The organism is Variovorax sp. GW821-FHT09B05 (assembly GCF_059418265.1).
Genome location: NZ_JBWKPN010000007.1, coordinates 295,822 through 322,801, shown reverse-complemented (window position 1 = coordinate 322,801; position 26,980 = coordinate 295,822). Strand labels below are relative to the sequence as shown.

Sequence of the window (26,980 nt, the reverse complement as noted above, 5' to 3'; positions counted from 1 at the left end):
GCTCACCAGAACTTCCACCAGGGCCTGCGCACCGGCGCGGGCGCGGCCGAGGTTGCGGGCCGCTTCGCGCGCCCGGGCGCGCCGCCCATCGCATTCGCGCTGAAGCGCACGCTCGGCGAGCCCTTCGCGGTGGCCGCGGCGCGTGCGCGGCCGTAGTTCATCGTCGGCGGTGCGAAGTTAGACGGCATGCCGTCGTCGTGCACGGCCAAGGTGCCGCCCGCGCGTTCCACCAGCAGCTGGTAGTAGTGCCAGACGTTGTCCTCGGGGCCGTTGACGATGCGGTTGTAGGCGCGGCGCCAGGGCCAGAACAGCTGCTCGCGGTGAGTGCTGCGCATGCCGGGGTAGCTGTCGTCGCCGAGCGCGACCACGCCCCATTCGGCGCCATGGTTGCGGCGGAACACCTCGCCCACGTAGCTGCCCAGGCCCTTGGCGTAGTCGAAGACCTGCGCGTCGCTCGGCTTGTCGTTGCGCGCGCGCAGGTGCAGCTGCTGCAGCAGCGCCTCGACCTTGCGGATGCTGGCATCGGTGAAGTCGAGCGCCACGTCGAAGTTGCGGCGCGCGCGCTCGATCATCTCGGTCGCGGCCTCGGTGGCCTCGGCTTCGATGCGGCGGTCGGGGATGAAGCCCATCGCTCGGCGCCCGTCTCAGAACGAGGGCACGGGATTGCGGCCCTGCACCAGCGCATAGGCGCCGTTGCGCAGGCTGTAGACCAGCTGTTCGTCGACGGTCTCGACGCGCAGGTTGTTTGCATCGCGCGTGCGCGCGCCCTTGAAGACGATCTGCAGCTCGCCCGGATCGTCCTGCGTGCCGAGCGCGAACTCGGGCTTGCCATCGATGCGGTAGCAGGCGCCGCGCGGCGCTTCCTCCGGGCGCGTGGCCTGCAGCACCGGCTCGCAGGCGCCATCGGCACCGCCGTTGTCGGCGCCCAGCGGCACGCCCTCGATCAGCTGTCGCACTTCGGCGGCGCCGATCTCGTAGACCGAGAGCCAGCTGCCGCAGTAGCCCTGCCAGCAGCTGCCGCTCGTGACGGTCAGCACGAAGCGCTGCGGCGCGATGCGTTCCACGCGCGTGAGGCCGATGTTGCCGGAGAAGCCGAGGTAGTCGACGCCGTCGTTGCGGCCCGCGAGCTTCCAGCCCGCGTCGCCATGCTCGAAGAAATAGGCGCCCAGCCATGCACCCGCCACGTGGGCGTCCATCGGCTGGCCGCGGTCGTCCACCGGCACGGTCTCGGTGAGCAGCACGGCATGCGTGTCGTCGAGCCGGACCACCTCGCGCGGCGAGACCTGGGCGCGGGTCGGCGCGAAGCCCTCGGTCATCGGCTTGCCGTCGTTGCCGATCTCGGGCAGCTGCACGTCATCGGTGCGGCTCGCGGTCTCGCCGGCGGGCGGCGGCTCGAACAGCAACGCCATCAGCGCATCGCGCTGCAGCGTGGCCGAGAACTCGGGCCGGGGCGTGGCGGGTGGCGCCGGGTCCGCGGCGGCGGGCGCGGCCTCCACGGCGGCGGTGTCCTGCGCCGATGTCGCACTTTCGGATTCGTTCTTCGTGCAGGCCGTGAGCAGAATGAACATCACGGTACTCACGGCGAGCCCCGCGAGCGATGCAAGGGGGCGGCGGTGCCGAGCAGGGCGGTTCGACGGGGTCGGTGTGCGCATGCGGGCATTGTTGCTCAAGCCGCGGCGATGACCCCGCGCGGGCGGCCCGACCGCGCTTCCCTTCAGAATCGGGGCGTGCGGCGCGCGCATCGGCACGCCGCGCCTTCCGAAGAATCCCCGTTCGCACTGGAGCATCTTTCATGACCACCACCTCGACGCTGTTGCAACTGCTGGGCACCGAACTGCCGCTGATCCAGGCCCCCATGGCGGGCGTGCAGGGCAGCGCGATGGCGATCGCCGCGAGCAACGCGGGCGCGCTGGGCTCGCTGCCCTGCGCGATGCTCTCGAACGACGCGATCCGCGGCGAGGTCGCGGCGATCCGCGCGGGCACGACCAAGCCCTACAACCTCAACTTCTTCTGCCACCAGCCGCCGGTGCCGAGTGCCGAGCGCGAAGCCACCTGGCGCACCGCGCTCGGTCCCTACTACGCCGAGTTCGGCATCGATCCCGCGGGCATCGCGGCCGGCCCGGGCCGCAACCCGTTCAGCGCCGAGATCGCCGAACTGCTGGCCGAGTTCCGTCCGCCGGTGGTGAGCTTCCATTTCGGGTTGCCGTCGGCCGAGCTGCTCGCGTGCGTGAAGGGCTGGGGCGCCAAGGTGCTGGCCTCGGCCACCACGGTCGAGGAGGGCCGCTGGCTCGCGGCGAACGGCGCCGACGCGGTGATCGCGCAGGGCCTCGAGGCCGGCGGGCACCGCGGCCATTTCCTCTCGCACGACCTCACGGCGCAGCTGGGCACCTTCGCGCTGCTGCCGCAACTGGCGCAGACCTTGCGCGTGCCGGTGATCGCCGCGGGCGGCATCGCCGATGCGCAGGGCGTGGCGGCCGCGATGGCGCTGGGCGCGGCGGGCGTGCAGGTCGGCACGGCCTACCTGCTGGCCAACGAGGCCACCACCAGCGCCATGCACCGCGGCGCGCTCAAGAGCGAGGCCGCGCGCCACACCGCGCTGACCAACCTGTTCACCGGCCGGCCCGCGCGCGGCATCGTCAACCGCGTGATCCGCGAGCTGGGCCCGATCGGCCCCGCGCCCGAATTCCCGCTCGCCACCTCGGCGATCGCGCCGCTGCGCGCCAAGGCCGAGGCCCAGGGCAGCGGCGACTTCTCGCCGCTGTGGTCGGGCCAGAACGCGAGCGGCTGCCGCGAACAGCCCACCGCCGAGATCACGCGCTCGCTGGCCGAAGGCTTCAAGGCTTCGGTGCGCTGACAGGACCTTTTGCTTTCTCTTCCATCGACATGACCACGCTCCAACTGCCGCTCCAATTCCTCGAACAACCGACCGCCGCGGGCACGCGCGATCCCTGGCTGCTGGTGCTGATGCATGGCGTGGGCAGCAACGAGCAGGACCTGTTCGGCCTCGCGCGCCTGATGCCGCCGCAGTTCCACGTGCTGAGCCTGCGCGCGCCCTATGTGCTCACGCCGGGTTCCTATGCCTGGTTCGAGTTCGAGGTGCTGGCCGATGGCCAGCGCCGCATCGACGAGGACCAGGAGCGCGAGAGCCGCTTCCTGGTCGGCGAGATGCTGGCCTCGGCCTCGGCGCAACTGGGCATTCCGCCCGAGCGCGTGGTGGTCGGCGGCTTCAGCCAGGGCGGGATCATGGCGCTGTCGCTGCTGCTGACCAAGCCCGCGTCGATGCGCGCCGCGATGGTCTGGCACAGCCGGCTGCTGCCGCAGGTGCTGCCCCAGGTGGCCGCGCCCGAGGCCTTCGAAGGCAAGTCGCTGTGGGTGAGCCATGGCAGCGCCGACAACGTGATTCCGCCCGCGGCCGCGCAGGCCACGCGCGAGCTGGCGCGCGGCCTGCCGCTCGCGCTCGCGGGCAGCGATTTCCCTGGCGGCCACGAGATCCGGCCGGCCGAGCTGCAGGGCACGTTGGCCTGGCTGCAGTCGCTGACGGCCGCGCACTGAGCGCCGAGCGCGCGCCCCGGAAACCGGTGGCGCCACCTGCATGTCGAGGGCGGGGCTGAACTTCCGTGTGGCGAGGGCGTCACACGGGGTTACGAGGCCCCGGGCTCCCGGGGGCCCTTGTTGGTGCAACATGACGGTTCGTCATCACGCACCGCACGCCACAGGAAAGACACGCCGACATGCCCGAGAACGACAACAACGAACTCCGTGCCGAACGCGACATGAGCACCGCGGGCGAGACCCGCGACTACGCACCGCGTCGCGAGCGCTCCATGCTGCCGTGGGCGCTGCTCGTGCTGGTGCTGCTGGTGGCCGGCTACTTCGGCTGGCGCTGGTACCAGCAGCAGCAACAGCCCGTGGCGCCGCCGGTGGCCGCCACCACGCCCGAAGACGCACCGCCCGCGCCCGCGCCGGCCCCCGTGGCCTCGGGGCCGCAGAACCCGGTCGACGCGCTCGCGCCGCCCGATGCCGCGCTGCCCTCGCTGGCCGACTCCGACTCGCGCGTGCTGAAGGCGCTGGCCGAACTGCTCGGCGGCAAGAACGCCAACACCTTCCTGCGCCCCGACGGCGTGGTGCGGCGCTTCGTCGCCACGGTCGACAACCTCGCGCGCGAGCAGGCACCCGCGAGCGCCTGGCCGGTGCAGCCCACGGGCCAGCGCTTCATCACCGAGGGCCAGGGCGCCAACCAGACCATCGCGGCCAACAATGCCGCGCGCTACAACGGCTTCGTGCTGCTCGCCGAATCGGTCGACCCGGCCAAGGCCGCGGGCGTGTACGCGCGGCTCTATCCGCTGTTCCAGCAGGCCTATGAAGAGCTCGGCTATCCGGGCCGCTATTTCAACGACCGGTTGATCGCGGTCATCGACCACCTGCTGGCCGCGCCCGAGCCCAAGGGGCCGGTGCAGGTGCGGCTGGTCGAGGTCAAGGGCGACTATCCCTCGCAGCGCCCGTGGACGCGTTACGAGTACGTCGATCCCCAGCTCGAGTCGCTCAGCGCGGGCCAGAAGATCATGGTGCGCATGGGCCCGGAGAACGAGCGCAAGCTCAAGGCCAGCCTGCGCGCGCTGCGCCAGCAGATCGCCACCGGCGAGGTCGCGAAGAAGAAATCCTAGCCCGCCGCGCCGGTCTTCGGCGCCTGGATGTCGAGGCTCCACATCGCGGTGTCGCTGGTCGACACCGCCACCGCGCCGGCCGCGAGCGCGCTGCGCACGTCGTTGGTGGTGATCACGAAGCCCGAGGCGACGATCGGCGGCAGCGCGTTGCGCTCCTTGATCGAGATGTGCGGCAGCATCGGCGCGGGCATCAGCTGGACCAGGTTCGGGTCGCTCTGCTCGAGCGCCTTCACGCTGCGCGGCCAGGTCGAGCGGTCGGTCACGAACACCTTCTGCATGGTCAGCAGGCCGGCGCGGTTGGCGCGCTGGATGGTCGCCACGCGCGTGGACACCAGGCTGGTCGCGCCGATCTCGGCCAGGTACTCCACGCCGCCCTTGTCGGGCGAGATGCCCTCGCAGCTGTCGATGTTGACGATGGCGATCTTGTCCGCGCGCGTGATGGTCGCGACCACGGCCTGCAGCCGGCGCAGCTCCACGTTCGCGACGATGGCGATCTCGCTCGCGCTGTCGACGAAGCTGTCGATCTGCTCCGCGCCGTAGAGCGTCGCGATGATCGGGTGCCGCGCGAGGCGCGCGCCGAGGGAACGGTCCATTCGATGGGGCTCAGTCTGCGGAAGGGGGCAGCTCGTCGGTGAGGCCGAGCTTGCCCGGGTTCAGGATGTTCTTCGGGTCCAGCGTGCGCTTGATCGCCTGCAGCACCGGGAAGGCGCTGCCCAGCGAGTCGGCCATGTAGGGCGCACGCAGCAGCCCGACGCCATGGTGGTGGCTCAACGCGGCATTGTGGCGCACCAGCACCGCGTTGGCCGCGTCCCAGGCCGCGCGGTACCAGCGCGCGCGGTCCGCCACCTCGACCTCGCCGCGCAGCGAGAAGTAGAGGCAGGCGCCGTCCACGTAGGCATGCGACTGGTGGGCCGAGCCGGCCAGCGTGCCGGGCACGGCGTTGATCGCGGCCACCACCTCGTCGTAGATCGCGGGCAGATCGCTCCAGCGGCCGCTCATCTCGAGCGTGTCGGCCACGAAGCCCGGGCTGCGCTTGAAGCCCTCTGCGCTCTTTCCCGTGAGGTAGCGGGTGTCGAGCCAGCGCTCGAAGATCACCGGGCCGTCGAGTTCGCGGCCCAGCTCGCGGCAGGCGCGCTCGCTGATCGCCATGACGGCATCGACCATCTCGGGCGTGCCCTCGTCGGCGATCAGCAGCACGTGCGTGTCGGCCAGCTCGAACTGCACCTTGCTCTCGAGCGCGTCGTACAGCCGCAGCGCGGCCGGGTTGGCGCCGCGCTGCATGATCTGGCGGCAGGCCTCGAGGCCGGAGGCGAAGCTGTCGAAGCCGAAGGCGATGGCGCGGCCGTAGTCGGGCAGGCGGTGCAGCTTGAGCCGCACGCGCACGATCACGCCGAGCGTGCCCTCGGAGCCGATGAACAGCTGCTGCAGGTCGGCGCCGACCGCGGCGCGCGAGTAGCCGCCCACGGTGACGAGGCTGCCGTCGGCCAGCACCACGTCCATGCCGAACACCATGTCCTCGATCTTGCCGTAGCGCGTCGAGAGCTGGCCCGCGCCGCGGCAGGCGACCCAGCCGCCGACCGTGCTGATGCCGAAGGACGAGGGCCAGTGGCCCATGGTCATCCGGTGGTCGCGCTGGATGGTCTCCTCGAACACGTCGCCGAACATGCCGGCCTCGACCTCGACGATCTGGCTCTCGGCATCGAAGCCGATGAACCTGTTGAGTTCGCAGACGTCGAGCACGATGCCGCCGCGCACCGGCAGCGCCGCGCCGGTCACGTTGCTGCGGCCGGCCGACACGGTGACGGGGATCGATGCCGCGTGCGCGATGCGCATCACGGCCTGGATCTGCTCGACGGTGGAGACACGCACGATCGCGGCCTGCGGCGTCGCGGGCCGTCCGCCGGTCTCGCTGACCATGGAGCCGGCCCACCAGTCGCGCGTCCAGGCCACCACGTCGGCGGTGGCGGTGAGCACCTCGTCGGCGGCCTGGCGCAGCGCCTCGAGCTGCGCGGGCGGCACCGCGATCGGCGCGCGCTGCAGGCCCGGCGGGCCGTCGGTGGCCGCGATGGTCTTGGCATAGGCCGGTGGTGTGTGCGCACCGACGATGTAGTTGCGGCGGTTGTAGCCGCGCTGGATGGCGTCCTTGCTGATCATCTGCTTTCTCCCATGAGGATGGATTTTTCGTGTGCGAGGGCGGCGCGGTAGCTGGTGACCTGCTGCGCCGTCTCGGCGGGGGACAGGCCGAGTTCGGCCTGGAGGATTTCGCCCACGCGGTCCGCGGCGCGGCCCGAGGCGTCGCGCGCCATCAGGCGCGCGCGGATGCGCCGCGACAGCACGTCGTCGACGGTGCGGGCGAGTTCGTGGCGCACCGCGTAGACGATCTCGGCCTCGCTGTAGGGCAGGCCTTCGACGATCGGCTTCTGCAGGCCGGGGTCGTCCTGCAGGATGTCGCTGACGAAGCGCGCCTCGGTGCCGTAGCGCTCGCCCAGGTGGGCCGAGAGCCCGCCCGAGGCGGTGATCGCCTGCGCGTCGTAGCCGGCCGCGCCGAGCAGGAAGGCCGACTTGGTGGTGCAGCCGGCGCGCCGGCCCAGCACCTTCTGCGCGGCATCGATGGTCTGCTCGGCCATGTGGCGCGAGGTGGTGAGCTTGCCGCCGACGATGGTCAGCAGCCCGTCGGAGGTGGTGCGGATCTCGTGGTTGCGCTTGATCTCGAGCGTCTTGCCGCCGGGGGGCGCCACCAGCGGTCGGCAGCCCGCGATGCTGCCGACCACGTCCTCGGCGCGCAGGTCGGTCTTGAGCGCCGAGCGCGCGCCCTCGAGCAGGAAGTCGAGCTCCTCGCGCGTGCAGCAGACGTCGTCGAGGTTGCCCTCGTAGTCCTCGTCGGTGGTGCCGAGGTAGGAGACGTTGCCCCAGCGCGTGATGGTCGCGCGCCGGTTGCGGCCCGGCACCGGAATGGTCACGGTGCAGTCGTTGCGGATCTTGAGCCAGGGGATCGCCACGTGCACGCCCTTGGCCGGGCGCACGTTGAGCGTCTTCTCCTCGTTCTTGCGCCGGCCGTCCCAGTCGCGCAGCCAGACGCCGGTGGCCATCACCACGACGCGGGCGCGCGCGCGGATCTCGCGGCCGTCGGCCTGCACGATCGCGCCGTCGACCTTGCCGTGCGCGTCGCGCGTGATCTCGATCGCCTTCGCGTGATTGAGCACCGCGGCACCGTGGAAGGCGGCGGTGCGCGCCACGTTGAGCGTGAGGCGCGCATCGTCCACGCGCGCGTCGAAGTACATGAAGCCGCCGGTCAGGTGCTCCTCGCGGAAGGTGGGGCAGTGCGACAGCACCTCGGCCTTGCTGAGCTTCTGGTGCAGGATGCCCTCGCGCCAGCCGCCCGCGATGTCGTAGGTCCACAGCAGGCTCTCGAAGGCCTTGGCCAGGCGCTTGTCGAACACGCCCTCGCGCTCCATCACGGGGAACAGGAAGGGCAGGCGCTGCACCAGGTGGCGCGCGTTGCGGCGCAGGCGCTGGCGCTCGAGCAGCGAGTGCCGCACCAGGCCCAGGTTGCCCTGCTCGATGTAGCGCAGGCCGCCGTGCACCATCTTCGAGGACTTCGACGAGGTGCCGAAGGCGAAGTCGTCCTTCTCGACCAGCGCGACGCGGTAGCCGCGCAGGCTGGCATCGAGCGCGGCATAGGCGCCGGTGATGCCGCCGCCGACGATCAGCATGTCGAAGTGCTCGTCGCCCAGGCGTGCGAGCAGGTCGGGGCGGTGCAGGCGCAGGGGCTCGGTGGCCGTCATCTCGGCGCGGTCCCTGGCCGGTCGAAGGGATGGCAGGACCCTCATCGTGGAAGTTCTCCTGGCGTGGTGGAAAGTGGTGGGTTCTTGAAGCGCTGCGCATGCGCGAGCTCGGAGTCGACCCGTGCCTGCCATTGCGCGCGCCGGGCCTCGCGCTCGTCGGCGCCGATCGCGGGTTCGAACACCGCGTCGGTGGCCAGCGTGGCGCGGGCCTCCTGCAGCGAGGGCCACAGCAGGCCCGAGGCACCCGCGAGGAAGGCGGCGCCGCGCAGGCTCGCGCGCTCGGTCTCGGCCATTCGGCGCACCGGCATGCCGCTGAGGTCGGCCTGGATCTGCAGCAGGGTCGAGCTGCCCGACAGGCCGCCGCCGACCACGAGTTCGGACACCTGCAGGCCCGAGACCTGCTCGTTGGCCGCGATGCACGCGGCCACCGAATGCGCGATGCCCTCGAGCACCGCGCGCGCCACCTCGGCGCGCGTGGTCGCCATCGAGATGCCGGTGAGCGAGGCACGCGCGGCCGGCTCCATCGCGGGCACGCGCAGGCCCGTGAGGGCGGGAACGAAGCAGACGCCGTTCGCGCTCGCGGCCTCGGCCGCCAGCGCGCCGATCTGCGCCGCGTTCTCGAACCACTGCAGCTTCTCGCAGACCCAGTTGAGCGCGGAGCCGGTGGTGGCCACATAGGTCTCGACCGCGAAGTGCGAGACGCCGCCCGAGCGTCGCGCCGTCATGGCGAGCGTGCCCGGATGCAGGCCGGCGTCGAGGGGCGGCACGGTGCCGGTGATCACGTCGACGAAGCTGCCGGTGCCGTGCACGCACATGGCCTGCGCGCGGTCGAGACAGCCCAGGCCGACGGCGCCCGCATGCTGGTCGCCCGCGCAGGCGAGGATCGGCACCGCGATGCCGAGCAGCTCGGCGCGCGTGCGGCCCAGGTCGCCGGCATCCTCGCGCAGCGCGGGCAGCAGCGCGCGCGGAAAGCCCAGGGTGTCGATCCACTCGAGCTGGTAGCGGTGCTCGGCCAGCACGTAGGCATTGCCCGAGGTCACGTTGGTCGGCGTGGTCACGCATTCGCGCCGCTCCGACAGGTGCCACAGCAGCCAGCTGTCGATGGTGCCGAAGCCGAGCCGGCCCTGCTCGAAGGCATGCGCCACGGCCGGCGTGTCGCGCAGGTGGTGCGTGGCCCAGAGGTAGGGCGAGCGCACGCCGACCGGGCGGCCGAGCTGGCGCATCAGCGGCGCGTCCCATTCGGGCGCGAGGCGCGCCAGTTCGTCGACATGGCGCGTGTCCTGCCAGACCATCACGGGCACCAGCGCGCGGCCCGTGTGGGTGTCCCACAGCACGGCCGAGCAGCGCTGGGTGGCGATGGCGAGCGCGGCGATGCGCTTGCCCTCGGCCTGCGCGCGCGCCACGCTGGCGCGGCACACGGCCAGGGTCTTCGCGAGGATCGCGTCGGCGTCCTGCTCGACCACGCCGGGGCGCGGCGTGTCGACCGAAAGGGGCGCGTACTCGAGGCAGGAGACGTGGCCGTCGCGGCCGACGACCGCGGCGCGCGTGCCCGAGGTGCCTTCGTCGATGGAGAGGATCACGTCCTCGGTGGTGGAGCTCATCGGTTCATTTTTCCCACGGCGGGTTGGAGCGATTCGGAGGCGATGCCGGCGCGCGCGTCGTCCTTGAACTGCGGCGCGCCGGCTTCGTTGTCGGGATTGATTCCGGTACGGGTCGGGTCCCAGCGGATCGCGAAGCAGATCGCGCTCGCGATCAGCGGCACCACCGAGAGGATCAGGAAGGTGTGCTCGAGCCCGTACTTCTCGCGGAACAGCGGGAACACCAGCAGGCCCAGGGCCGCGCCGATGGAGCCGAGCGCGCCGATGATGCCGTTGGCGCCCGCGCGCAGTTCGCTGCGGAAGGACAGCGAGGACAGGCTCTTGCCGTTGGCGCCCGGTCCGCCCGAATGGAACAGGATGAACAGCGAGGGCACCGCCACCGCCAGCCACAACGGCATGCGGCCATGGAACAGGCCGAGCGTCAGCAGCATGAGGAACACCATCGCGAAGCCGAAGGCCGAGGCGCGGCGCAGGCCGAGCTTGCGGCCGATCCACGGCGAGAGGAAGCCGCCGAAGATGCCGAACACGTTGAAGGCCAGCGCGCCGATGGTGGCCTGCGCGAAGTCCTTGCCGAACAGCGTGGCGCTGATCAGCGGCAGGTACCAGCCGACCGCGAAATACTGGATCGACTGGCCGATCTGCACCGTGGCCGCGAGGATGGTGCGCGGCAGGTAGACGCCGCGAAAGATCAGCAGCACGTTGGCCGCGCCGCGGCGCGCCTGGTTCGTGACCGGCACGCGCTCGTGGCGCGGCGCGGCGGCGAAGCGCTCGGCATAGATGCGGCTCATGGCGGCGGCGGCCTCGTCGAGCCGCTCCTTGCGCGCGAGCCAGACCGGGCTCTCGACCAGCAGCGCGAACTGCAGCAACAGGATCGCGAGGCCGAACACCGCGGTGGCGGCCACCGAGTAGCGCCAGATCGAGTCGCCCACGTTCCACGAATAGAACATCAGCGCCAGCAGCAGGTTGCTGCACACGGCCAGATACCACATGCCCTGCCAGGTGTTGAGCCGGCTCTTGAAGCGCGCCGGCGTGAACTCGGCCAGCACCGCCATCGCGATCGCGAAGTCGATGCCGTAGGCCGCGCCCACGAAGAAGCGGCCGACCAGGATCGTCTCGAAGCCCGGCGCGAACACCACGATCACCGCGCCCGTGACGGCCAGCACCTTGGCGAGGATCAGCGGCCGGATGCGGCCCCAGCGGTCGGCCATCCAGCCGCCGATGGGATTGAAGGCGATCGCGACCCACGAGGCCATCGAGGTCATCAGCGCGACCTGCGCGGCGCTCAGCGAGAGGTTGCGCGTCATGGGCCCGAGGCCCGCGCTCAGTGCGGAATTGGAAAAGGCGTCGAGGAACAGTCCGCCGAGTGCGAGCCACCAGATGACGGCGGCCCGGCCCTTGATGCCCTGGCGTGAATCCAGGTAGGCGATGACATCGTCGATGCCGCGGATCTTGAGCGCGTTGGGTTGCACAGTTGTCTCCATTGGAATAATCCGCAAGAAGACGATGCAAACCATGCAGGCGCGACAAAGCCATCTCACAGATGGTCTTTAAATCTGAACCTGCGCCGAAATTCTAAGTGCGAAGTTTTCAATCCGTCAATGAATGTGATTCGAGGCGGTGTTAACCACTAGAACCGCCAGAAGCCACCGTGTTGCATCTGTTCCCGCGGGGACAAACAGCGGCGGCCCGCGTTCCTAGAGTCGCGTGCTTCGAAAGACACGACGAGGAGCGAACGAGACATGAAGACCCTGATCCACGCCATCGCGCTGTGCGCCGCCGCCTGCATGGCCTTGCCGGCGGCGCACGCGGCCACGGTTCGGCAGCACGCGCTGCAATCGACGGTGCCCGATCCGCTCGCGGGCGCTGATGCCGCCAGGGGCACGAAGGTCGCGTTCACGCTGTTCCTGCCCGATGCGAAACCCGAGGGCGGCTATCCGCTGGTGCTGCATGCGAGCGGCTTCGGCCTCGGCCGGCTGCGCGAACTGCCGCCGCGCGACACCGACCCGGGCGCGAGCTACTGGTCGCGCGTCGACCGCCTCGTGCCCACGTTGGTCGAGCGCGGCTATGCGGTGATCAGCTTCGACCACCGCGGCCATGGCGACAGCGGCGGCGACAGCCGCATCATGGATCCGCAGGCCGAGATCGCCGACATCCGCAGCCTGATCGACTGGGCCGAGCGCGAGCTGCTGCTGCGCAAGGGCGCCGACGGCAGGCCGCGCATCGGCAGCATCGGCGGCTCGTACGGTGGCGGCTACCAGATGCAGCTCGCGCAACTCGAGCCGCGCATCGCGACCGCGATCCCGTCGATGACCTGGTACGACCTGCAGCATTCGCTCGCGCCGCAGGGCGTGCTCAAGCAGGGCTTCGTGCAGTTCGAATGCTTCATGGCGCAACGCGGCAAGGTGCGCGACGGCGGCCTGCTGCGGCCGCTGTGCGAGACGGCGCCGAAGCCCGGTGCCTGGGCCTGGAACGACATGGGCACCGATGCGCAGCGGCTGCGCGATGCCTATCAGGCGCACGGGCCCTCGGGCCTGAGCTGGGCCGGGCAGCCGTCGCGCCGCGTCGATGCGCTGGTGGTGCAGGCCAGCGAGGACGTGCTGTTCGACATGGACGAGGGCCTGCGCAACTGGCGCCAGCTGAAGGCCGGCGGCGGCGACGTGCGGCTCATGGTGCTGCGCTCGGGCCATGTGAATCCGCGCGCGGGGCAGCGCGACAAGCCCGCGCGCTGCGGCGGCGTCGATGCCATGGACGCGATGCTCGGCTGGCTCGATGCCAAGCTGCGCGACATCGAGCCGGCCGCGCCTTCGGTGCCACGGCTGTGCATCGCGCTCGACGACGGTACGGCCTTCGAGGGCACGGCGCCGATCGCGGCGCGGTTCGGCGCGGCCCTCGCGCTCACCGAGGTGCGCGCGGGTTCGCCGGCGCCGGTCTTCGTTCCCTTGCCCGCCGATGCGCCGCGCGGCGCGGTGCTGGCCGGCGTGCCCGAGGCCGAGCTCGACGTGCGGGCGGCCGGCGGACCCGGTGTGGCGCTGGTGGGGCTCGCGCTGCGCCGCAACGGCGAGCTGATGCTGCTGTCGGACCAGGTGGTGCCCGCGCCGCCGGGGCGGCAGCGCATCGCGCTCGGCGGCGTGGCCGCGCGCCTGCGGCCCGGCGACGAACTCGGCGTGGCGCTGTTCGCCACCCATGCGCAGTACGTCTGGGCGCCCGCGTCGGGCGCGCCGGTGGCCGGCATCGCCGGCGACAACGCCTATGCGGTCTCGGGCCGCGTGTGGCTGCCGCTCGCGGCCGATGGCGCGGCGCGGTAGGCACGCAGCGCATCGAGGTCGCGCAAGGTCACGACCTGGTAGCCGAGGGTGAGCAGGCCCTCGGCCTCGAGCCGCCGCAGCGCCGCGTTGAGCCGCGGGCGCGACATGTTGCAGTAGAGCGCCAGCTCGGCCTGCGACACCTGCAGCTCGAGCGAGCGCGGCGGAAAGGCCGCCGGGCTGAACAGCGAGGCCAGGCTCTGCGCGACCTTGGCGACCGGGTCGAGCGTGCGGTCCGACAGCGTGACGGCCATCGACTGCATGAGCCGTTCGCTCAGCAGCTGCAGCACGAAGCGGTTGAAGGCGCGGTTGCCGTCGAGCAGGTGGAAGAAGGCCGCCTTCGGCATCTTGATGATCACCGCGTCGGACAGCGCGACCGCATCGCAGAAGCGCGGCTCGTTGCGGATCAGCTCGACCTCGCCGACCCAGCTGAAGGCCTGGCCCATGAAGGTCACGGGCTTGCCCGAGGCCGAGGTGGTGCACAGCTTCATGCTGCCGCGCCCCATGCCGACCCAGTGCTCGGCCGGGTCGCCGCGGTGCCAGATGGCCTGGCCCGCGGCGAGCTCGACGAAGCGCAGCTGCGGCAGCAGCACTTCGGCCTCGTCGTCGCTCAGCGTGTGGGCCCAGACGCAGCCGCGCCAGCGCGACTTGAGCGAGGCGATCTCGCCGGGGTCCATGCGGCTCAGGCCGCTTCGGTTTCCTGGTACTCGCCCACGGGCACGCAGCTGCAGAACAGGTTGCGGTCGCCGTAGACGTTGTCGACGCGGCCGATCGGCGGCCAGTACTTGGCGTCCTTGAGCCCGGCCAGCGGGAAGGCGCCGAGTTCGCGCGCATAGGGATGGTCCCATTCGCTGCCGAGCAGGCTCGCGGCCGTGTGCGGCGCGTGCTTGAGCGGGTTGTCGTCCTTCGGCCAGACGCCTTCCTCGATGCGGCGGATCTCGCCGCGGATGGCGATCATCGCCTCGATGAAGCGGTCGAGCTCGGCCAGCGGCTCGCTCTCGGTCGGCTCCACCATCAGCGTGCCCGGTACCGGGAAGCTCAGCGTGGGCGCATGGAAGCCGTAGTCGATCAGGCGCTTGGCGACGTCCTCGGCGGTGACGCCGCTGGTGTCCTTGAGCGGGCGCAGGTCGAGGATGCACTCGTGCGCGACGTGCCCGTTGGGGCTCGCGTACAGCGTGGGATAGTGGTCCTTGAGCCGCGCGCTGATGTAGTTGGCACTGAGGATCGCGGTCTCGGTCGCGGCCTGCAGGCCCTTCGCGCCCATCATGCGGCAGTACATCCAGCTGATCGGCAGCACGGCCGCATTGCCCAGCGGCGCCGCAGACACGGCACCCACGCCATGGCCCGACACGCCCGCGGTCGCATGGCCCGGCAGGTAGGGCACGAGGTCCTCGACCACGCAGACCGGGCCCACGCCCGGGCCGCCGCCGCCGTGCGGGATGCAGAAGGTCTTGTGCAGGTTCAGGTGGCTCACGTCGCCGCCGAACTCGCCCGGCGCGGCCACGCCCACCAGCGCGTTCATGTTGGCGCCGTCCACATACACGCGCCCGCCGTGCGCATGCACCAGCTCGCACAGCTCCTTCACGCGGGTCTCGAACACGCCGTGCGTGCTCGGGTAGGTGATCATCACCGCGGCCAGGTTCTTGCCGTGCTTCTCGCAGGCGCGCTTGAGGTCGTCGAGGTCGACGTTGCCCTGCGCGTCGCAGGCCGTCACCACCACCTGCAGGCCCACCATCTGCGCGCTCGCGGGATTGGTGCCGTGCGCCGACGAGGGGATCAGGCAGATGTTGCGGTGGCCCTCGCCCTGGGCCTCGTGGAAGGCTCGGATCGCCAGCAGGCCCGCATACTCGCCCTGCGAGCCGGCATTGGGCTGCAGGCTGATGCCCGCGTAGCCGGTGGCTTCGCAGAGCCAGGCGCGCAGCTGGGCGTCGAGCTGGGCATAGCCCTGCAGCTGCTCGGCCGGCGCGAAGGGATGGATGTTCGCGAACTCGGGCCAGGTGATCGGGATCATCTCGCTGGTCGCGTTGAGCTTCATGGTGCAGCTGCCCAGCGGGATCATGCTGCGGTCGAGCGCGAGGTCCTTGTCCGACAGGCTGCGGATGTAGCGCAGCATCGCGGTCTCGCTCTTGTGGGTGTTGAACACCGGGTGCGAAAGGAAGGTGCTCGCGCGGCGCAGTTCCTGCGGGATGCGCGGCGCGGTGTTGGCGGCCAGCTCCTCGAAGCGCGGCATCGGCGTGCCGGCGGGCACGAACAGCGCCCACAGGGTCTCGACGTCGGCGCGCGTGCTGGTCTCGTCGAGCGAGATGCCCAGGTGCTGCTGCAGCCGCTGGCGCAGGTTCACGTTGGCGGCCTGCGCGCGCTCGAGGATCTTCGCGGTGTCGTCGCCGGTGCGGATGGTCAGCGAATCGAAGGCGGTCTCGTTGACCGGCTCGCGGCCCATCTGGGCCAGGCCGCGCGCGAGGATCGCGGTGAGCGCGGCCACGCGCTGCGCGATGCGCGTGAGGCCGTCGGGGCCGTGGTAGACCGCGTACATGCTCGCGACCACCGCGGGCAGCACCTGCGCGGTGCAGATGTTCGAGGTCGCCTTCTCGCGCCGGATGTGCTGCTCGCGCGTCTGCAGCGCGAGGCGGTAGGCGGGGCGGCCATGGGTGTCGACACTCACGCCGACCAGGCGGCCCGGCAGCGAGCGCTTGAAATCGTCGCGGCAGGCCAGGTAGGCCGCGTGCGGGCCGCCGTTGCACAGCGGCATGCCGAAGCGCTGGGTGGTGCCGCAGACGATGTCGGCATCCCATTCGCCGGGCGGCGCGAGCAGGGTCAGCGCCAGCAGGTCGGCCGCGACGCAGAAGGCCGCGCCGTACTGGTGGGCGTGGCCCGCGAGCGGGCGCAGGTCGTGCACATGGCCGGTGGTGGCGGGGTACTGCGCCAGCACGCCGAAGAATTCGCCGCTGGCCATCAGGTGCGGCAGGGTTTCGGAAGCGGTGCTGACCTTGACCTCGATGCCCAGCGGCGCGGCGCGGGTCTTCACCACCTCGATGGTCTGCGGATGGCAGTCGCCCGAGACCAGGAACACGTTGCTCTTGCTTTTCACGCTGCGCTTGGCCAGCGTCATCGCCTCGGCGGCCGCGGTGGCCTCGTCGAGCATCGAGGCATTGGCGATCGCCATGCCCGTGAGGTCGCACACCATGGTCTGGAAGTTGACCAGCGCCTCCATGCGGCCCTGCGAGATCTCGGCCTGGTAGGGCGTGTAGGCCGTGTACCAGGCCGGGTTCTCGAGGATGTTGCGCAGGATCACGCCCGGCGTGTGGGTGCCGTAGTAGCCCTGCCCGATGAAGTTGCGGAACACCTTGTTCTTCGCCGCGATCGCCTTGAGCTCGGCCAGCGCGTCGGCCTCGGTGGCCGGTGCCGGCAGCCGCATCGGCTTGCTGCGCCGGATCGCCGCGGGCACGATGCCGTCGATGAGTTCGGCGCGCGTGGCCGACCCGATCACGGGCAGCATGCGCGCCTCGTCGTCGGCATCGATGCCGATGTGGCGGGCGATGAATTCCTCGGCGTTCTCGAGTTCTTGCAGGGTGGGCAGGGCGGCGGGGGTGGGCATGGCGGGCGGGGGAAGAGAAGGGGGAGCGGACTTCCGGACGCGAGCCTTCGCGTCCGGCCATCCGGTTTCAGGAGCTCAGGATTCCTCGGCGAACTTGCCGTAGGCGGTTTCGTCCATCAGCGCGTCGAGCTGCGCCGGTTCGGACAGCTTGACCTTGAAGAACCAGCCTTCGGCCAGCGGCGCGCTGTTGGCGAGCGAGGGATCGGCGCGCAGGGCCTCGTTGACTTCGGTGATCTCGCCCGAGACGGGCATGAACACGTCGGCCGCGGCCTTCACCGATTCGACGACGCCGGCGACATCGCCCTGGGCGAAGCTCTTGCCGACCTCGGGCAGGTCGACGAAGACCACGTCGCCCAGCGCGTCCTGCGCATGGACGGTGATGCCGACCGTGGCGTTGCCGCCCTCGGCCTGCACCCATTCGTGGTCCTTGGTGTACTTGATGCTCATGTTGAAAAACTCCTCGTGGATAAAAAGTGGCCGATGCCGGGGCGTAGGTTAGCCGCGACGGCGGTCCGCCGGATGTCCGGTCGTCAGCCGCGGTAGTAGCGCGTCGGCACGAAGGGCAGGGTCGAGACCTCCATCGGCACCGGCTTGCCGCGCACGATGGCCTGCACCCGGGTGCCGGGCTCGGCGAAGGCGGTGGCCACGTAGCCCATGGCGACCGGCCGGTCGGCCGTCGGGCCCAGCAGGCCGCTGGTGACCTGGCCGATGTCCTGGCCCTCGAAGGACTGCAGCGGCGTGCCGTCGCGCACCGGGATGCGCTCGAGCGCGACCAGGCCGACGCGGCGGCGCTTGAGCGTGTCGTGGTCGAGATGGCCGGCCGCGCCGGTGGCGGCCACGAGCTGAGCCAGGATCTTCTCGGCGCCGGGGAAGCCGCCCGCGCGCGCGCCGCCCGTGCGGCGCACCTTCTGGATCGCCCAGTTGAGCGAGGCCTCGATCGGCGTGGTGCTGGTGTCGATGTCGCTGCCGTAGAGGCACAGGCCGGCCTCGAGCCGCAGCGAGTTGCGCGCGCCCAGGCCGATGGGCTTGACCTCGGGCTGGGCCAGCAGCAGCCGGGCCAGCGCCTCGGCCTCCTTCGCGGCGACCGAGATCTCGAAGCCGTCCTCGCCGGTGTAGCCGCTGCGCGTGACGAAGGCGGCCATGCCGCCGATCTGCACGGCGCCACCGGTCATGAACACGAAGCGCTCGATGCCGGGCGACAGCCGCGCCAGCGTGGCCGCGGCCTGCGGGCCCTGCAGCGCGAGCAGCGCCTGCTCGGGCAGCGGCTGCACCTGGCAGCGCTGGCCGATCTTCTGCTGGATGTGGGCGATATCGGCCACCTTGCAGGCGCCGTTGACGATCACGAACAGCGAGCCGTTGCCTTCGTTGAAGAACATCAGGTCGTCGAGGATGCCGCCCTGGTCGTCGAGCAGCAGGCCGTAGCGCTGCTTGCCCGCGGGCAGGTCGATCACGTCGACCGGCATCAGGGTCTCGAAGGCGGCCGCGGCATCGGGGCCGGACAGGCGCAACTGGCCCATGTGGGAGATGTCGAACAGGCCCGCGGCCTCGCGCGTGTGCCTGTGCTCGGCCATCAGGCCGGCGGGGTACTGGACCGGCATCGAGTAGCCGGCGAAGGGCACCATGCGGGCGCCGAGTTCCAGGTGCAGCGCGTGCAGCGGGGTCTTGAGCAGTTCGGATTCGGGGGCGGAAGCAGCCACGGGGCACTCCTGGGGGCAGCAATCGAATGCCATGGCTCGCGCCATGGGGCCACCCCTGCTGTCCGCTTTACCTGAGAGATTCGCCCCACGATCGGGGTTTGCTCCTTCGGTGGACCTGGCGCCTGCGGCACCGGCCTCTCTCCAGCAAGGAAACGCCGTCCCGCGAAGGCCGGCGCTGTGTCAGTCCTTTTGCCTGAGCGTTCGGGGGTTCCCTGCGCCTTCGGCGGCCCCGTGCGGGGCTCTCTCCTGACCCGGGCGAGTGTAGTGGATTGCGGGCGGCTTCAGCCGCGGCCGCGCAGCCGGTTCGACAGCGCCTGGCAGATGGCGTCATGGGCCCGGCCGGCGGCGGCCGAGTGGGCGAAGAAGCCGAAGAAGGGGTGGAACATGTCGTCGAAGGCCAGCAGCCGGGTCGGCACGCCGGCCGCCTCGAGCCGGTGCGCGTAGGCCAGGCCTTCCTCGCGCAGCGGGTCGTGGCCGGCGACGGCGATCAGGGTCGGCGGCAGGCCCGCGAGCTCCGCCGCGCGCAGCGGGGAGGGCGGCACCTCGGCGGCGCGGGGGGCCGAGGCCCCCATGCAGAGCCGGGCGATCTCGCGCAGGTCGGCGGGCGCGAGCATCGGGTAGTCGATGCCGCGGGCCTCGATCGCGGCCACGTCGCGCGCCATGTCCAGGCCCGGCACCACCAGCAGCTGGGCCGCGAGCGGCCGTGCCTGGCCGCGCAGCGCCAGCGCGGTGCAGGCGGCCAGGTTGGCGCCCGCGCTCTCGCCGGCCAGGGCGACAAGGGACGGATCGCCGCCGAGCATTTCCGCATGGTCCAGCGCCCAGCGGGTCACGGCCAGGGCATCGTCGTGCGCGGCCGGGAACGGATGCTCGGGCGCCAGCCTGTAGTCCACCGAGACCACCACGGCCTCGACGTCGCGGCAGAGCTTGCGCGCGATGTCGTCCATCAGCTCGACGCTGCCGAGCACGAAGCCGCCGCCGTGCAGGAACACCACCGTCGGCAGCACGGCCTCGGCCGAGACGGGCCGGTAGACCCGCACCGGCACGCGCAGGCCCTGGTGTTCGGCAACGCGGTCCTCGGTGGAAGCGACGACCGGCAGCGTCGTGCGCTCGCGCGCCGCCATCACCGCGCGGCGCATGCGTTCGCGCGCCTCGGCGGGCGTGCCCGAGAACGGCGGCGGTGCCTTGTTCGCGCGCATCGCCGCGACGATCGCGGCGAGCTGGGGATCGAGCGGCGCGGTCATTGCAGCCCCAGCACATAGGCCTGCGAGTCCGCCGCGCGCTGCCGCAGCCGATCGAGGTCCACATCGAGCAGGCGGCCGTCGCGCTTCACCTGCCGCCCCGCGACGAACACGCTGTCGACATTGCCCGGATGCGCCGCCAGCACCACCGCGCCTACTGCGTCGGAGACCGGCGCCAGGTTCAGATCGTCTGCGCGGATCAGCACCACGTCGGCCTGCTTGCCCGGCGTGAGCGAACCCACCTTGTGCGCGAGCCCGTTCGCCTGCGCGCCGGCCAGGGTGGCGAAGCCGAGCACGTCGCGCAGGCCCAGCGTCGCCGGGGCGTTCCTCGTCGTCGAATGGCCGCCGCCCATCCACGAGCGGTAATAGGCCAGGGCGTGGCGCATCTGCGTGAACATGTCGCCCGCGCACTTGGTCTCGGTGTCGCCGCTGAGGCTGGGCCGGATGCCCACGGCCAGCAGCCGGTCGAACGGGATGTCGCCCATGCCCTGCGCATTGAGCTCGCAGTGCACGCCGAGCGAGGCGCTGACGCCGGCGTCGGCCATCATCGAGAACTCGTCGTGGTGCGAGCAGCAGCAGTGCACGAAGGTCAGGTCGTCGCCGAGCACGCCGGCCTCGTGCATCTGCGCGATGCCGCGCGCGGCGGCGTTGCGTGCGTAGGCGCCCATGTGGATGCTCGAGCGGATGCCGAGTTCGCGCGCCAGCCGCAGGTCGCCGAGCCAGGTCTCGCGCTGCGCCATCTCGGGGCCGCGCGCGGCCATCGCGAGCGTGAGCAGCTGGTCGTCGCTCGAGAAGTAGCGCTCGCGCAGCCGCCGAATGTCCTGCGGATGGCCGCGCTCGCTGCCGAACATCCACGAGGCGCCGTCGACCAGCGGCCAGCCGTGCGCGAACACGCCGCGGATGCCGGCGTCGCGCAGCGCCGCGATCGCCGCGTCGGAATGCTCGGGGCTGTTCTGCACGTGCGACCAGTCGAGCATCGTGGTGATGCCGCTGTCGAGCGCCGCGACCGCACCCAGCAGGGTGCCGGTGTAGACGTCCTCGGGCCGGTAGGCCGCGCCCTTGGCGCCCAGCATCTCGGCGAAGTAGACCTGCGAATCGATGTCGGCGTAGCGATGCCGCACGCAGCTCTGCCAGGTGTGGCGATGGGTGTCGACGAAGCCGGGCAGCACGATCATGCGGTCGGCCTCGATCCGCTCGGCATCGGGTGCATCGATGCTGGGCGCGATCGCGACGATGCGCTCGCCCTCGATCAGCACGTCGCTACGGCGCAGCTCGCCGATGTCCGGGTCCATGCTCAGCACCCAGCCGCCCGCGATCAGCAGTTGCCTGTCGTCGTTCTTCATCGCATCACCTCCTCATCCAGCGCGAGAGTTCGGTCTCGACCTCGGCGGCGCGCGCCACGTCCGCGCCGGCCCAGGCCACATAGGCATCGGGCCGCACCAGCATCGCCTGCACGCCACGCATGGCGGGCGGCACGCGCGCCACGCGGGCCGGCACCAGGGTCACGGGCAGGCCCTTCAGGTCCAGCGATTCGAACTGGCGCGAGTTGCCTTCGAGATCGAGCAGCAAGAAGCGCCGCTCGCGCAGCAGCTCGGCGACGCGCACCGAGCGGCCGTCGCGCGTGACGAGGTCGAAGTCGGGCAGCCGCTGGCCGGCCAGCGGGTGGCGGTCGGTTTCTCCCGCGCGACCGGGGTAGGGCTGCTCGAGCCCGCACAGCTCGAGCACCAGCTGGCGCTGCACCTCGGGCAGCGGGATGATGTGCCGCGCGAGCCGGCGCTTGAGCGCCACCGCATCGGGCTCGAAGTTGAACTGCAGCACGCACTGCGCCTTCACGCTCTCGAGCAGCGCATGCATCACTGGCAGGCGCTCGGCGTCGTAGCTGTCCAGCGTGGCCTCGTCGGCCACGCCCGTGACGACGTTCGCGAGCTTCCAGCCCAGGTTGAAGGCATCCTGCAGGCAGAAGTTCATGCCGACGCCGCTGGCCGGGTAGTGGATGCGCGCCGATTCGCCGACCAGGAACACGCGCCCCTGGCGCAGGCGGGGCACGGCGCGCATCTGGTCGTCGAAGCGCGAGGCCCAGCGGAAACCCTCGATGCCGTAGTCGCTGCCGAGCACGTCGCGCAGGCACTGCTTCGCCTCCTCGAGCGTCACCGGCTCGTCCTTGGCGGCATGGCGCCGGTCGCGGTGCACGATGTTGAAGCGCGTGATGCCTTCGCCGAAGGCATAGCCGCGCACCCAGCCCATCTCGTTGTCGGCGCCGGTTCGCCCGCCGGGCCAGGGCGCGCGGAGCTCGGCGTCGATCACGATGCCGCGGAAGGTGCCCGAGTGGCCCTCGAAGGGCAGGCCGCACTGGGTTCGCACGGTGCTGCGGCCGCCGTCTGCGCCCACCAGGTAGCTGGCGCGCAGCGTCGATGTCGCGCCCGACGGGTCGGCCACCTCGATCTCCACGCCCTCCGTGTCCTGCCGCACCGTGCGCAGCTCGGCACTGCGGCGAAGCTCGGCGCCGCTGTCGGCCGCCCAGTCCCAGAGGATCTCCTCGGTCATGTTCTGCGGCAGCCCGAGCGTGAAGCCGAAGCGGGTGTCGAGGTGCTCCCACTCGATCGACTGGAAGCCGGCCCAGATGTGGCTCGAACGGAAGGGGTAGTCGAGGATCTGCCTCGTCCGCTCGATGAAGCGATCGGCGATGCCGCGTGCATCGAACAGCTCGAGCACGGGCGGCAGCAGCGTGCCCGCGCGCGACTGCACGCCCTCGACGCGCCGCTCCAGCACCAGCGTGCGCGCGCCCGAACCCGCCAACTCGGCCGCCACGGTCAGGCCCGAAGGGCCGCCACCGACGACGATCACATCCCACTGCATTGAATCTCCGGTCACTCGATCTCCTTGGAAGAAAACTTTTTAGAAGGCGTGCGTCATGCCGACTTCGAACGCCGACTGGCGGCGGCCGCCCGCGACGGCCTGGCTGCGCAGCACCGCCTTCTGCCCGGGCCCCGCCTTCTGCAGCACGCCGAGCAGGTAGAGGCTCGTGCGCTTGGACAGCGCGTAGTCGATGTGGCCATGGACCTGATCCCAGCGGTAGCTCGCGAGCTTCGTGAGCGAATAGCCGCCGCCGATGCGCAGCTGGTTCGTGAGGTACTTGTAGGCGCCGAGGTCGAGGGTTCGCGCGGTCTCCGTCTGCTGCAGCCCGGCCGCCGACAGGCGCGTATGGCTGTAGTTGCCCATCCAGCGCCAGCCGTCGCTGGTGTAGGCCAGCCCGACCGTGGCCGTGTCCTGCGTCTGCGACAGGGTCGTGCCCGGGGCCTTGGCGAAGTCGACGCCGTAGAGACTGGGCACGCCGAGCCGGGTCGCGGGGGCGTACGGGATGCCCTTGACCGACTCCCAGATCGCGAGCGCCTGCAGCGGCCCGCTGGCATAGCTGAGTTCCGCGCCGACGGCGCGCCCGACGTTGGTGGTCGAGTCCGCTTCCGCGAAGCCGTACATGGCGCCGAACTGGAAGCCGCCGAACACCGGCGACTTGTACTTGACGAGGTTGCTCAGCGAGTTGCCGACCGTGCGGTCCAGGTTGCCGGGATGCGTGGCGAGCAGCGAGGTGTAGCGCTCCGAGGTGAAGGGCGTCGCGTCGGCGAGCAGGTCGTACATCGCGCCCAGCGTGAGCGTGCCCCAGGTGCCCGAAGTCAGGCCCATGTAGCTCTCGAGCGGCGCGAGCGTTCCGCTGTCGACGAAGACCGAGTTGCTCCAGCGGAAGATGGCCCGCAGGTCGCCGCCCAGCGACTCGCTGCCGGTCAGCGCGAGGAAGGGCGCGGCATGCGTCGAGGTCATCTGCAGCTGGCTGCGGCCGCCCGAGTCGCGGGTGTAGAGCACGCCGCTGCCGAGCAGGCCCGACAGCTTGAGTTCCGATTGCGCCTGCGCGCCCTGCGCCAGCGAGAGTCCCGACAGGGCGAGCAGCAGGGCCTGGGTGTTGCGTTGGATCATGAGGGTGTGGCTCCCGGAAGGCTGCTGCGGGATCACGACGACATCCGCCGCTCGAGGGCCACGCCCGAGGTCTCGCGCCGCGCGAGCCGGCCGCCGAGCAGCAGCGCCGCGCCGACCGCGACGCAGCCCGACAGCGCGAACACCGTGGCCATCGCCGAGGGCAGGGCCAGCGCCTGGCCGTCGTAGAGATGGCGGGCCACCAGCGCGATCAGCGTGGGCGAGCCCGACTGGGCGATCAGCCCGTTGAGCACCAGCACGATCGCCATCACCATGCCGATGCCGCCGGCCGGCACGGTGCGCGCCACGAAGGTCGAGGCGACCGCCATGAAGCTCCATGAGCACAGCACCACCAGCGCGTCGAGCAGCCAGAAGGCCGTGAGATCGCCGGTCAGGCACATCGACACGCTGAACAGCGTGGTGGCCGCGGCCACTACCGCGCCGATGCGTGCGACCGCCGCGAGTCCGGTGGCGCGGTCGAGCGCCACGCCGACCAGCCACAGCCCGAGCGGGCCCATCGTCAGCAGCAGGCCGCCCTGCATCAGGCCGATGTCGCGCAGCTCCAGGCCCCAGCGGCGCGCGATCATGGTGGGTATCCAGGCCGCCATGCCGAAGCCGATCATCGAGCTGCCGACCGCGAAGGCGAACAGCGGCACGAACAGCCGTCGCTGGCCAGCCAGCCAGTGCAGCACGGTGCGCAGGCTCTCCTGCGGACGGGCGGCCGCATCGCGCTGCGAGCGCGGATCCTTGAAGCAGAAGATCAGCAGGCTCAGCGGCAGGCCGGCCACGCCGATCATGAACAGCGTCAGCTGCCAGGCCGAGACCTCGCCGACGAAGGGCAGCGCATGGATCCCCGAGGCCTGCACCAGGTGCAGCAGCGGCCCGCCGAGCACCAGCGACAGCCCGGTGCCCAGCATCATCGACATGGTGTAGACCGAGAGCGCGCGGGCGCGGCGCCGCTCGTCCACGCCGTCGCGGATCAGCGAATAGGAAGAGGGAGGCGTCAGCGCCTCGGCCGCACCGACGACGGCGCGCGCGATCACCAGCGCGATGAAGGCGGTGGCCGCCGCGTTGGCCGCCACCGCCGCCGACCAGACCAGCACGCCGGTGGCGATCACGAGGCGGCGGTCGAAGCGGTCGGCCAGCCAGCCGGCCGGCAGGCCGACCAGGATGTTGGCGACCGCGAAGGCGGTGCCGATCAGGAAGCTGATCTGGATATCGCTGACGCCGAAGTCGCGCTGGATCGGACCGACCATCAGAACCAGGATGTTCTTGTCGATCTGGGCCAGCATGTTCAGCAGGGTCAGGCAGGCCACCAGGGCCCACTGCGCGCGTGCGCGCTTGCGTTGGTCTTGCATCTTGTCTCCGGTTGCTTGTTCTGCGAGCTCGCGATGGCTCGTTGGAGGCGGATGATCCGGGCCGGCGATGCATATGCAAAATTCATTCTTTAAATTCGATGCATTTGCCGCGCAAATTCCTGGAAGATCCCGCGCGAATCAAGGAGACGACCCATGCGCTTCAACAAACTCGACCTCAACCTGCTGGTGGTGCTCGATGCGGTGCTGACCACGCGCAGCGTGAGCCGCGCCGCCGAGCGGCTGTACCTGAGCCAGCCGGCGACCAGCCTGTCGCTGAGCCGGCTGCGCGAATACTTCGAGGACGAACTGCTGGTGCCGGTAGGCAAGACGCAGGTGCCGACCGCGCTCGCCAACGAGCTGATGAAGCCGGTGCGCGACGTGCTGCTGCAGCTGCAGACCATCACGCGCGCGCGGCCCGGCTTCGACCCGGCCACCTCGACCCGGCGCTTCACCATCGAGTCCTCGGACTACGTGATCAGCGTGCTGCTGTCCGAGGTGGTGCGGCGCGCGGCCACGCTCGCGCCGCTGATGCAGTTCGACCTGCGCGCGATGAGCCCGCAGATGCGCGAGCACCTCGACAGCGGCGAGATCGAGCTGCTGATCTCGCCCGACTTCGCGATCGTGCCCGGGCATCCGTCCGAGCCGCTGTTCGAGGACACCTTCTCGTGCCTGCTGTGCCTCGACCAGCCGGTCAAGGGCAAGCGGCTCGGCGCCGAGCAGTACTTCGAGTCCGCCCACGTCGGCATCGAATGGGCCGGCGGCCGGCGCGTGACCTTCGACGCGCGGCTCATCTCCACCGGCCGGCGCACGCGCCGCCAGGACGTGATCGCCCCCAACTTCACGCTGGTGCCGGAGCTGCTGCTGGGCACCGCGCGCATCGCCACCTTGCCGACGCGGCTCGCGCACCAGATGGCGCGGCGCTTTCCGCTGCAGTTGCAGCCCTGTCCCATCGAGATCCCGGGCTTCACCGAGAAGCTGCAATGGCACAAGCACCAGGACCGCGATCCGGCGATCGTCTGGCTGCGCTCGCTGCTGCGCGAGACCGCGCAGGGGCTGCCCGAATTGAAGAGCCTGAAGGCCGCGCGTTCAGCGGCGCCGCGGCGACGCGCCTGAACTCAGTGCACCACTTCGGCCGGCGGAAGCAGCCGGTCGATGCGCTCGCGCAATGACTCGGCGCGCTCGGTGCCGGCGGTCTTCTCGACCTCGGTCAGCATCAGCGCGGCGATGGTCAGCATGGCCTCGCGGTCGCGCGCCTCGCGCAGCGCGTCGCGCATCTGCAGCGCGAAGCGCGGATCGCGGCGCACGAACATGCGCTCGCAGATGTCGAACAGGAACATGCGCGTGGTGGCCAGCGAGCGCTTGCCGTCGAAGGTGTCGGCGGCGGTCGAGACGTGGATGGGTTCGACGGCCGGCGCGGGCTGCGGTGCGGGCGTTGCCTCGGCCGCGGCTTCGGCGGTCTTCGGATCGTGCAGGTAGCCGCGCTCCACCAGCGTCATCAGCGCCTGCTCGGCTTCGCCGCGGCTCGCGAACAGCGGGCTGAAGTCGGTCAGCGAACGGCGGCCGTCGGCCATCAGCAGCAACGCCCGTTCGCGCTGGCTCAGGGTGCGCTGTCCGCCCTGGAGTTCGTCGCGCGCCTTGTCGGTCTTGGTGGGAAACATGCGGTGCCGCCGGGTCCGGGAATGGAGCCCGAGCTTCACGGATGAGCGTGACACCCTCATGAAGCGCAGAACACCAAAGACCTCAGTGGCGGCGCACGCTGCAGGCGCGCGCCGTTCAC

General features: G+C 71.0%; 22 protein-coding genes and 2 riboswitches. Of the genes, 5 read left to right on the top strand and 17 right to left on the bottom strand.

Annotation, left to right across the window (positions count from 1 at the left end; translation table 11 throughout):
• Window positions 1-2 precede the first annotated feature (2 nt).
• Both AC07RM_RS20415 and AC07RM_RS20410 read right to left on the bottom strand, forming a co-directional pair.
• Entirely contained in the window at window positions 3-629 is a 627-nt protein-coding gene (locus AC07RM_RS20415; protein WP_093344946.1) for a hypothetical protein, read from the bottom strand.
• A 15-nt stretch (window positions 630-644) separates the two neighbouring features.
• Window positions 645-1,568 carry a hypothetical protein gene (locus tag AC07RM_RS20410; RefSeq protein ID WP_495335674.1) on the bottom strand — a complete coding sequence of 308 codons (924 nt, stop codon included), beginning with the start codon at window positions 1,566-1,568 and terminating at the stop codon, window positions 645-647.
• A 224-nt stretch (window positions 1,569-1,792) separates the two neighbouring features.
• On the opposite strand from AC07RM_RS20410, the gene AC07RM_RS20405 reads away from it, so the two are divergent.
• The 3 genes from AC07RM_RS20405 to AC07RM_RS20395 all read left to right on the top strand — a co-directional run bounded on the left by AC07RM_RS20405 (window position 1,793) and on the right by AC07RM_RS20395 (window position 4,664).
• A complete protein-coding gene (locus tag AC07RM_RS20405; protein ID WP_495335673.1) occupies window positions 1,793-2,854 on the top strand; it encodes an NAD(P)H-dependent flavin oxidoreductase in 1,062 nt (353 codons plus the stop codon).
• 29 nt (window positions 2,855-2,883) lie between these two features.
• Window positions 2,884-3,552 carry an alpha/beta hydrolase gene (locus AC07RM_RS20400; RefSeq protein WP_495335672.1) on the top strand — a complete coding sequence of 223 codons (669 nt, stop codon included), beginning with the start codon at window positions 2,884-2,886 and terminating at the stop codon, window positions 3,550-3,552.
• A 179-nt stretch (window positions 3,553-3,731) separates the two neighbouring features.
• The gene (locus AC07RM_RS20395) at window positions 3,732-4,664 is read left to right on the top strand and encodes a DUF3014 domain-containing protein (protein ID WP_490877653.1); all 933 of its coding nucleotides are present in this window, start codon (window positions 3,732-3,734) and stop codon (window positions 4,662-4,664) included.
• Here AC07RM_RS20395 and AC07RM_RS20390 read toward each other — a convergent pair.
• The 5 genes from AC07RM_RS20390 to AC07RM_RS20370 are packed head-to-tail and all read right to left on the bottom strand — an operon-like array spanning window position 4,661 to window position 11,516.
• Window positions 4,661-5,257, bottom strand: a complete 597-nt coding sequence (locus tag AC07RM_RS20390) for a glycerol-3-phosphate responsive antiterminator (protein WP_057596439.1) — start codon at window positions 5,255-5,257, stop codon at window positions 4,661-4,663. The two genes, AC07RM_RS20395 and AC07RM_RS20390, sit on opposite strands and share 4 nt — an antisense overlap.
• A 10-nt stretch (window positions 5,258-5,267) precedes the next feature.
• Window positions 5,268-6,818, bottom strand: a complete 1,551-nt coding sequence (locus AC07RM_RS20385) for an FAD-binding oxidoreductase (protein ID WP_495335671.1) — start codon at window positions 6,816-6,818, stop codon at window positions 5,268-5,270.
• Window positions 6,815-8,494, bottom strand: a complete 1,680-nt coding sequence (locus AC07RM_RS20380) for a glycerol-3-phosphate dehydrogenase/oxidase (RefSeq protein ID WP_495335670.1) — start codon at window positions 8,492-8,494, stop codon at window positions 6,815-6,817. The genes AC07RM_RS20385 and AC07RM_RS20380 overlap by 4 nt, the downstream gene beginning before the upstream one ends.
• Entirely contained in the window at window positions 8,491-10,050 is a 1,560-nt protein-coding gene (locus AC07RM_RS20375) for an FGGY family carbohydrate kinase (RefSeq protein ID WP_495335669.1), read from the bottom strand. Before AC07RM_RS20375 ends, AC07RM_RS20380 begins: the two co-directional genes overlap by 4 nt.
• Window positions 10,047-11,516 (bottom strand): MFS transporter, encoded by a 1,470-nt coding sequence (locus AC07RM_RS20370; RefSeq protein WP_431509387.1) that lies wholly within the window; start codon window positions 11,514-11,516, stop codon window positions 10,047-10,049. The genes AC07RM_RS20375 and AC07RM_RS20370 overlap by 4 nt, the downstream gene beginning before the upstream one ends.
• Before the next feature lie 270 nt (window positions 11,517-11,786).
• Here AC07RM_RS20370 and AC07RM_RS20365 point away from each other — a divergent pair, with 270 nt between their 5' ends.
• Window positions 11,787-13,352 carry an alpha/beta fold hydrolase gene (locus AC07RM_RS20365; RefSeq protein ID WP_495335668.1) on the top strand — a complete coding sequence of 522 codons (1,566 nt, stop codon included), beginning with the start codon at window positions 11,787-11,789 and terminating at the stop codon, window positions 13,350-13,352.
• Here the strand turns inward: AC07RM_RS20365 and AC07RM_RS20360 are convergent.
• The 9 genes from AC07RM_RS20360 to AC07RM_RS20320 all read right to left on the bottom strand — a co-directional run bounded on the left by AC07RM_RS20360 (window position 13,295) and on the right by AC07RM_RS20320 (window position 25,203).
• The gene (locus AC07RM_RS20360) at window positions 13,295-14,026 is read right to left on the bottom strand and encodes a Crp/Fnr family transcriptional regulator (RefSeq protein ID WP_495335667.1); all 732 of its coding nucleotides are present in this window, start codon (window positions 14,024-14,026) and stop codon (window positions 13,295-13,297) included. The genes AC07RM_RS20365 and AC07RM_RS20360 overlap by 58 nt on opposite strands.
• Before the next feature lie 5 nt (window positions 14,027-14,031).
• Entirely contained in the window at window positions 14,032-16,944 is a 2,913-nt protein-coding gene (gene gcvP, locus AC07RM_RS20355; RefSeq protein ID WP_495335666.1) for an aminomethyl-transferring glycine dehydrogenase, read from the bottom strand.
• A gap of 75 nt (window positions 16,945-17,019) precedes the next feature.
• A complete protein-coding gene (gcvH, locus tag AC07RM_RS20350; protein WP_093344930.1) occupies window positions 17,020-17,391 on the bottom strand; it encodes a glycine cleavage system protein GcvH in 372 nt (123 codons plus the stop codon).
• Window positions 17,392-17,474: 83 nt separating this feature from the next.
• Window positions 17,475-18,674, bottom strand: a complete 1,200-nt coding sequence (gene gcvT / locus AC07RM_RS20345) for a glycine cleavage system aminomethyltransferase GcvT (RefSeq protein WP_495335665.1) — start codon at window positions 18,672-18,674, stop codon at window positions 17,475-17,477.
• Window positions 18,675-18,689: 15 nt separating this feature from the next.
• Window positions 18,690-18,796, bottom strand: a riboswitch (glycine riboswitch).
• Between the two features lie 20 nt (window positions 18,797-18,816).
• A riboswitch (glycine riboswitch) is annotated at window positions 18,817-18,900 on the bottom strand.
• A gap of 22 nt (window positions 18,901-18,922) precedes the next feature.
• Complete coding sequence (locus tag AC07RM_RS20340; RefSeq protein ID WP_495335664.1) at window positions 18,923-19,882, bottom strand: alpha/beta hydrolase; 960 nt, start codon at window positions 19,880-19,882, stop codon at window positions 18,923-18,925.
• A complete protein-coding gene (locus AC07RM_RS20335; RefSeq protein ID WP_495335663.1) occupies window positions 19,879-21,222 on the bottom strand; it encodes an amidohydrolase family protein in 1,344 nt (447 codons plus the stop codon). Before AC07RM_RS20335 ends, AC07RM_RS20340 begins: the two co-directional genes overlap by 4 nt.
• Before the next feature lie 4 nt (window positions 21,223-21,226).
• Window positions 21,227-22,750 (bottom strand): FAD-dependent oxidoreductase, encoded by a 1,524-nt coding sequence (locus tag AC07RM_RS20330; RefSeq protein ID WP_495335662.1) that lies wholly within the window; start codon window positions 22,748-22,750, stop codon window positions 21,227-21,229.
• Window positions 22,751-22,774: 24 nt separating this feature from the next.
• On the bottom strand, window positions 22,775-23,848 hold the full coding sequence (locus tag AC07RM_RS20325; protein WP_495335661.1) for a porin: 1,074 nt from the start codon (window positions 23,846-23,848) through the stop codon (window positions 22,775-22,777).
• A gap of 32 nt (window positions 23,849-23,880) precedes the next feature.
• Window positions 23,881-25,203 carry an MFS transporter gene (locus AC07RM_RS20320; protein WP_495335660.1) on the bottom strand — a complete coding sequence of 441 codons (1,323 nt, stop codon included), beginning with the start codon at window positions 25,201-25,203 and terminating at the stop codon, window positions 23,881-23,883.
• 153 nt (window positions 25,204-25,356) lie between these two features.
• Between AC07RM_RS20320 and AC07RM_RS20315 the strand changes: the two genes are divergently transcribed.
• The gene (locus AC07RM_RS20315) at window positions 25,357-26,316 is read left to right on the top strand and encodes a LysR family transcriptional regulator (RefSeq protein ID WP_495335659.1); all 960 of its coding nucleotides are present in this window, start codon (window positions 25,357-25,359) and stop codon (window positions 26,314-26,316) included.
• 2 nt (window positions 26,317-26,318) lie between these two features.
• On the opposite strand, the gene AC07RM_RS20310 is transcribed toward AC07RM_RS20315, so the two are convergent.
• On the bottom strand, window positions 26,319-26,861 hold the full coding sequence (locus tag AC07RM_RS20310) for a hypothetical protein (protein ID WP_495335658.1): 543 nt from the start codon (window positions 26,859-26,861) through the stop codon (window positions 26,319-26,321).
• Window positions 26,862-26,980: the final 119 nt, after the last annotated feature.

Excerpts from the sequence above, each read along its gene's own strand:
- AC07RM_RS20415 (WP_093344946.1), bottom strand. The coding sequence starts at position 629 with ATGGGCTTCATCCCCGACCGCCGCATCGAAGCCGAGGCCACCGAGGCC.
- AC07RM_RS20410 (WP_495335674.1), bottom strand. The coding sequence starts at position 1,568 with ATGTTCATTCTGCTCACGGCCTGCACGAAGAACGAATCCGAAAGTGCG.
- AC07RM_RS20405 (WP_495335673.1), top strand. The coding sequence starts at position 1,793 with ATGACCACCACCTCGACGCTGTTGCAACTGCTGGGCACCGAACTGCCG.
- AC07RM_RS20400 (WP_495335672.1), top strand. The coding sequence starts at position 2,884 with ATGACCACGCTCCAACTGCCGCTCCAATTCCTCGAACAACCGACCGCC.
- AC07RM_RS20395 (WP_490877653.1), top strand. The coding sequence starts at position 3,732 with ATGCCCGAGAACGACAACAACGAACTCCGTGCCGAACGCGACATGAGC.
- AC07RM_RS20390 (WP_057596439.1), bottom strand. The coding sequence starts at position 5,257 with ATGGACCGTTCCCTCGGCGCGCGCCTCGCGCGGCACCCGATCATCGCG.
- AC07RM_RS20385 (WP_495335671.1), bottom strand. The coding sequence starts at position 6,818 with ATGATCAGCAAGGACGCCATCCAGCGCGGCTACAACCGCCGCAACTAC.
- AC07RM_RS20380 (WP_495335670.1), bottom strand. The coding sequence starts at position 8,494 with ATGAGGGTCCTGCCATCCCTTCGACCGGCCAGGGACCGCGCCGAGATG.
- AC07RM_RS20375 (WP_495335669.1), bottom strand. The coding sequence starts at position 10,050 with ATGAGCTCCACCACCGAGGACGTGATCCTCTCCATCGACGAAGGCACC.
- AC07RM_RS20365 (WP_495335668.1), top strand. The coding sequence starts at position 11,787 with ATGAAGACCCTGATCCACGCCATCGCGCTGTGCGCCGCCGCCTGCATG.
- AC07RM_RS20360 (WP_495335667.1), bottom strand. The coding sequence starts at position 14,026 with ATGGACCCCGGCGAGATCGCCTCGCTCAAGTCGCGCTGGCGCGGCTGC.
- gcvP (WP_495335666.1), bottom strand. The coding sequence starts at position 16,944 with ATGCCCACCCCCGCCGCCCTGCCCACCCTGCAAGAACTCGAGAACGCC.
- gcvH (WP_093344930.1), bottom strand. The coding sequence starts at position 17,391 with ATGAGCATCAAGTACACCAAGGACCACGAATGGGTGCAGGCCGAGGGC.
- gcvT (WP_495335665.1), bottom strand. The coding sequence starts at position 18,674 with ATGGCATTCGATTGCTGCCCCCAGGAGTGCCCCGTGGCTGCTTCCGCC.
- AC07RM_RS20340 (WP_495335664.1), bottom strand. The coding sequence starts at position 19,882 with ATGACCGCGCCGCTCGATCCCCAGCTCGCCGCGATCGTCGCGGCGATG.
- AC07RM_RS20335 (WP_495335663.1), bottom strand. The coding sequence starts at position 21,222 with ATGAAGAACGACGACAGGCAACTGCTGATCGCGGGCGGCTGGGTGCTG.
- AC07RM_RS20325 (WP_495335661.1), bottom strand. The coding sequence starts at position 23,848 with ATGATCCAACGCAACACCCAGGCCCTGCTGCTCGCCCTGTCGGGACTC.
- AC07RM_RS20320 (WP_495335660.1), bottom strand. The coding sequence starts at position 25,203 with ATGCAAGACCAACGCAAGCGCGCACGCGCGCAGTGGGCCCTGGTGGCC.
- AC07RM_RS20315 (WP_495335659.1), top strand. The coding sequence starts at position 25,357 with ATGCGCTTCAACAAACTCGACCTCAACCTGCTGGTGGTGCTCGATGCG.
- AC07RM_RS20310 (WP_495335658.1), bottom strand. The coding sequence starts at position 26,861 with ATGTTTCCCACCAAGACCGACAAGGCGCGCGACGAACTCCAGGGCGGA.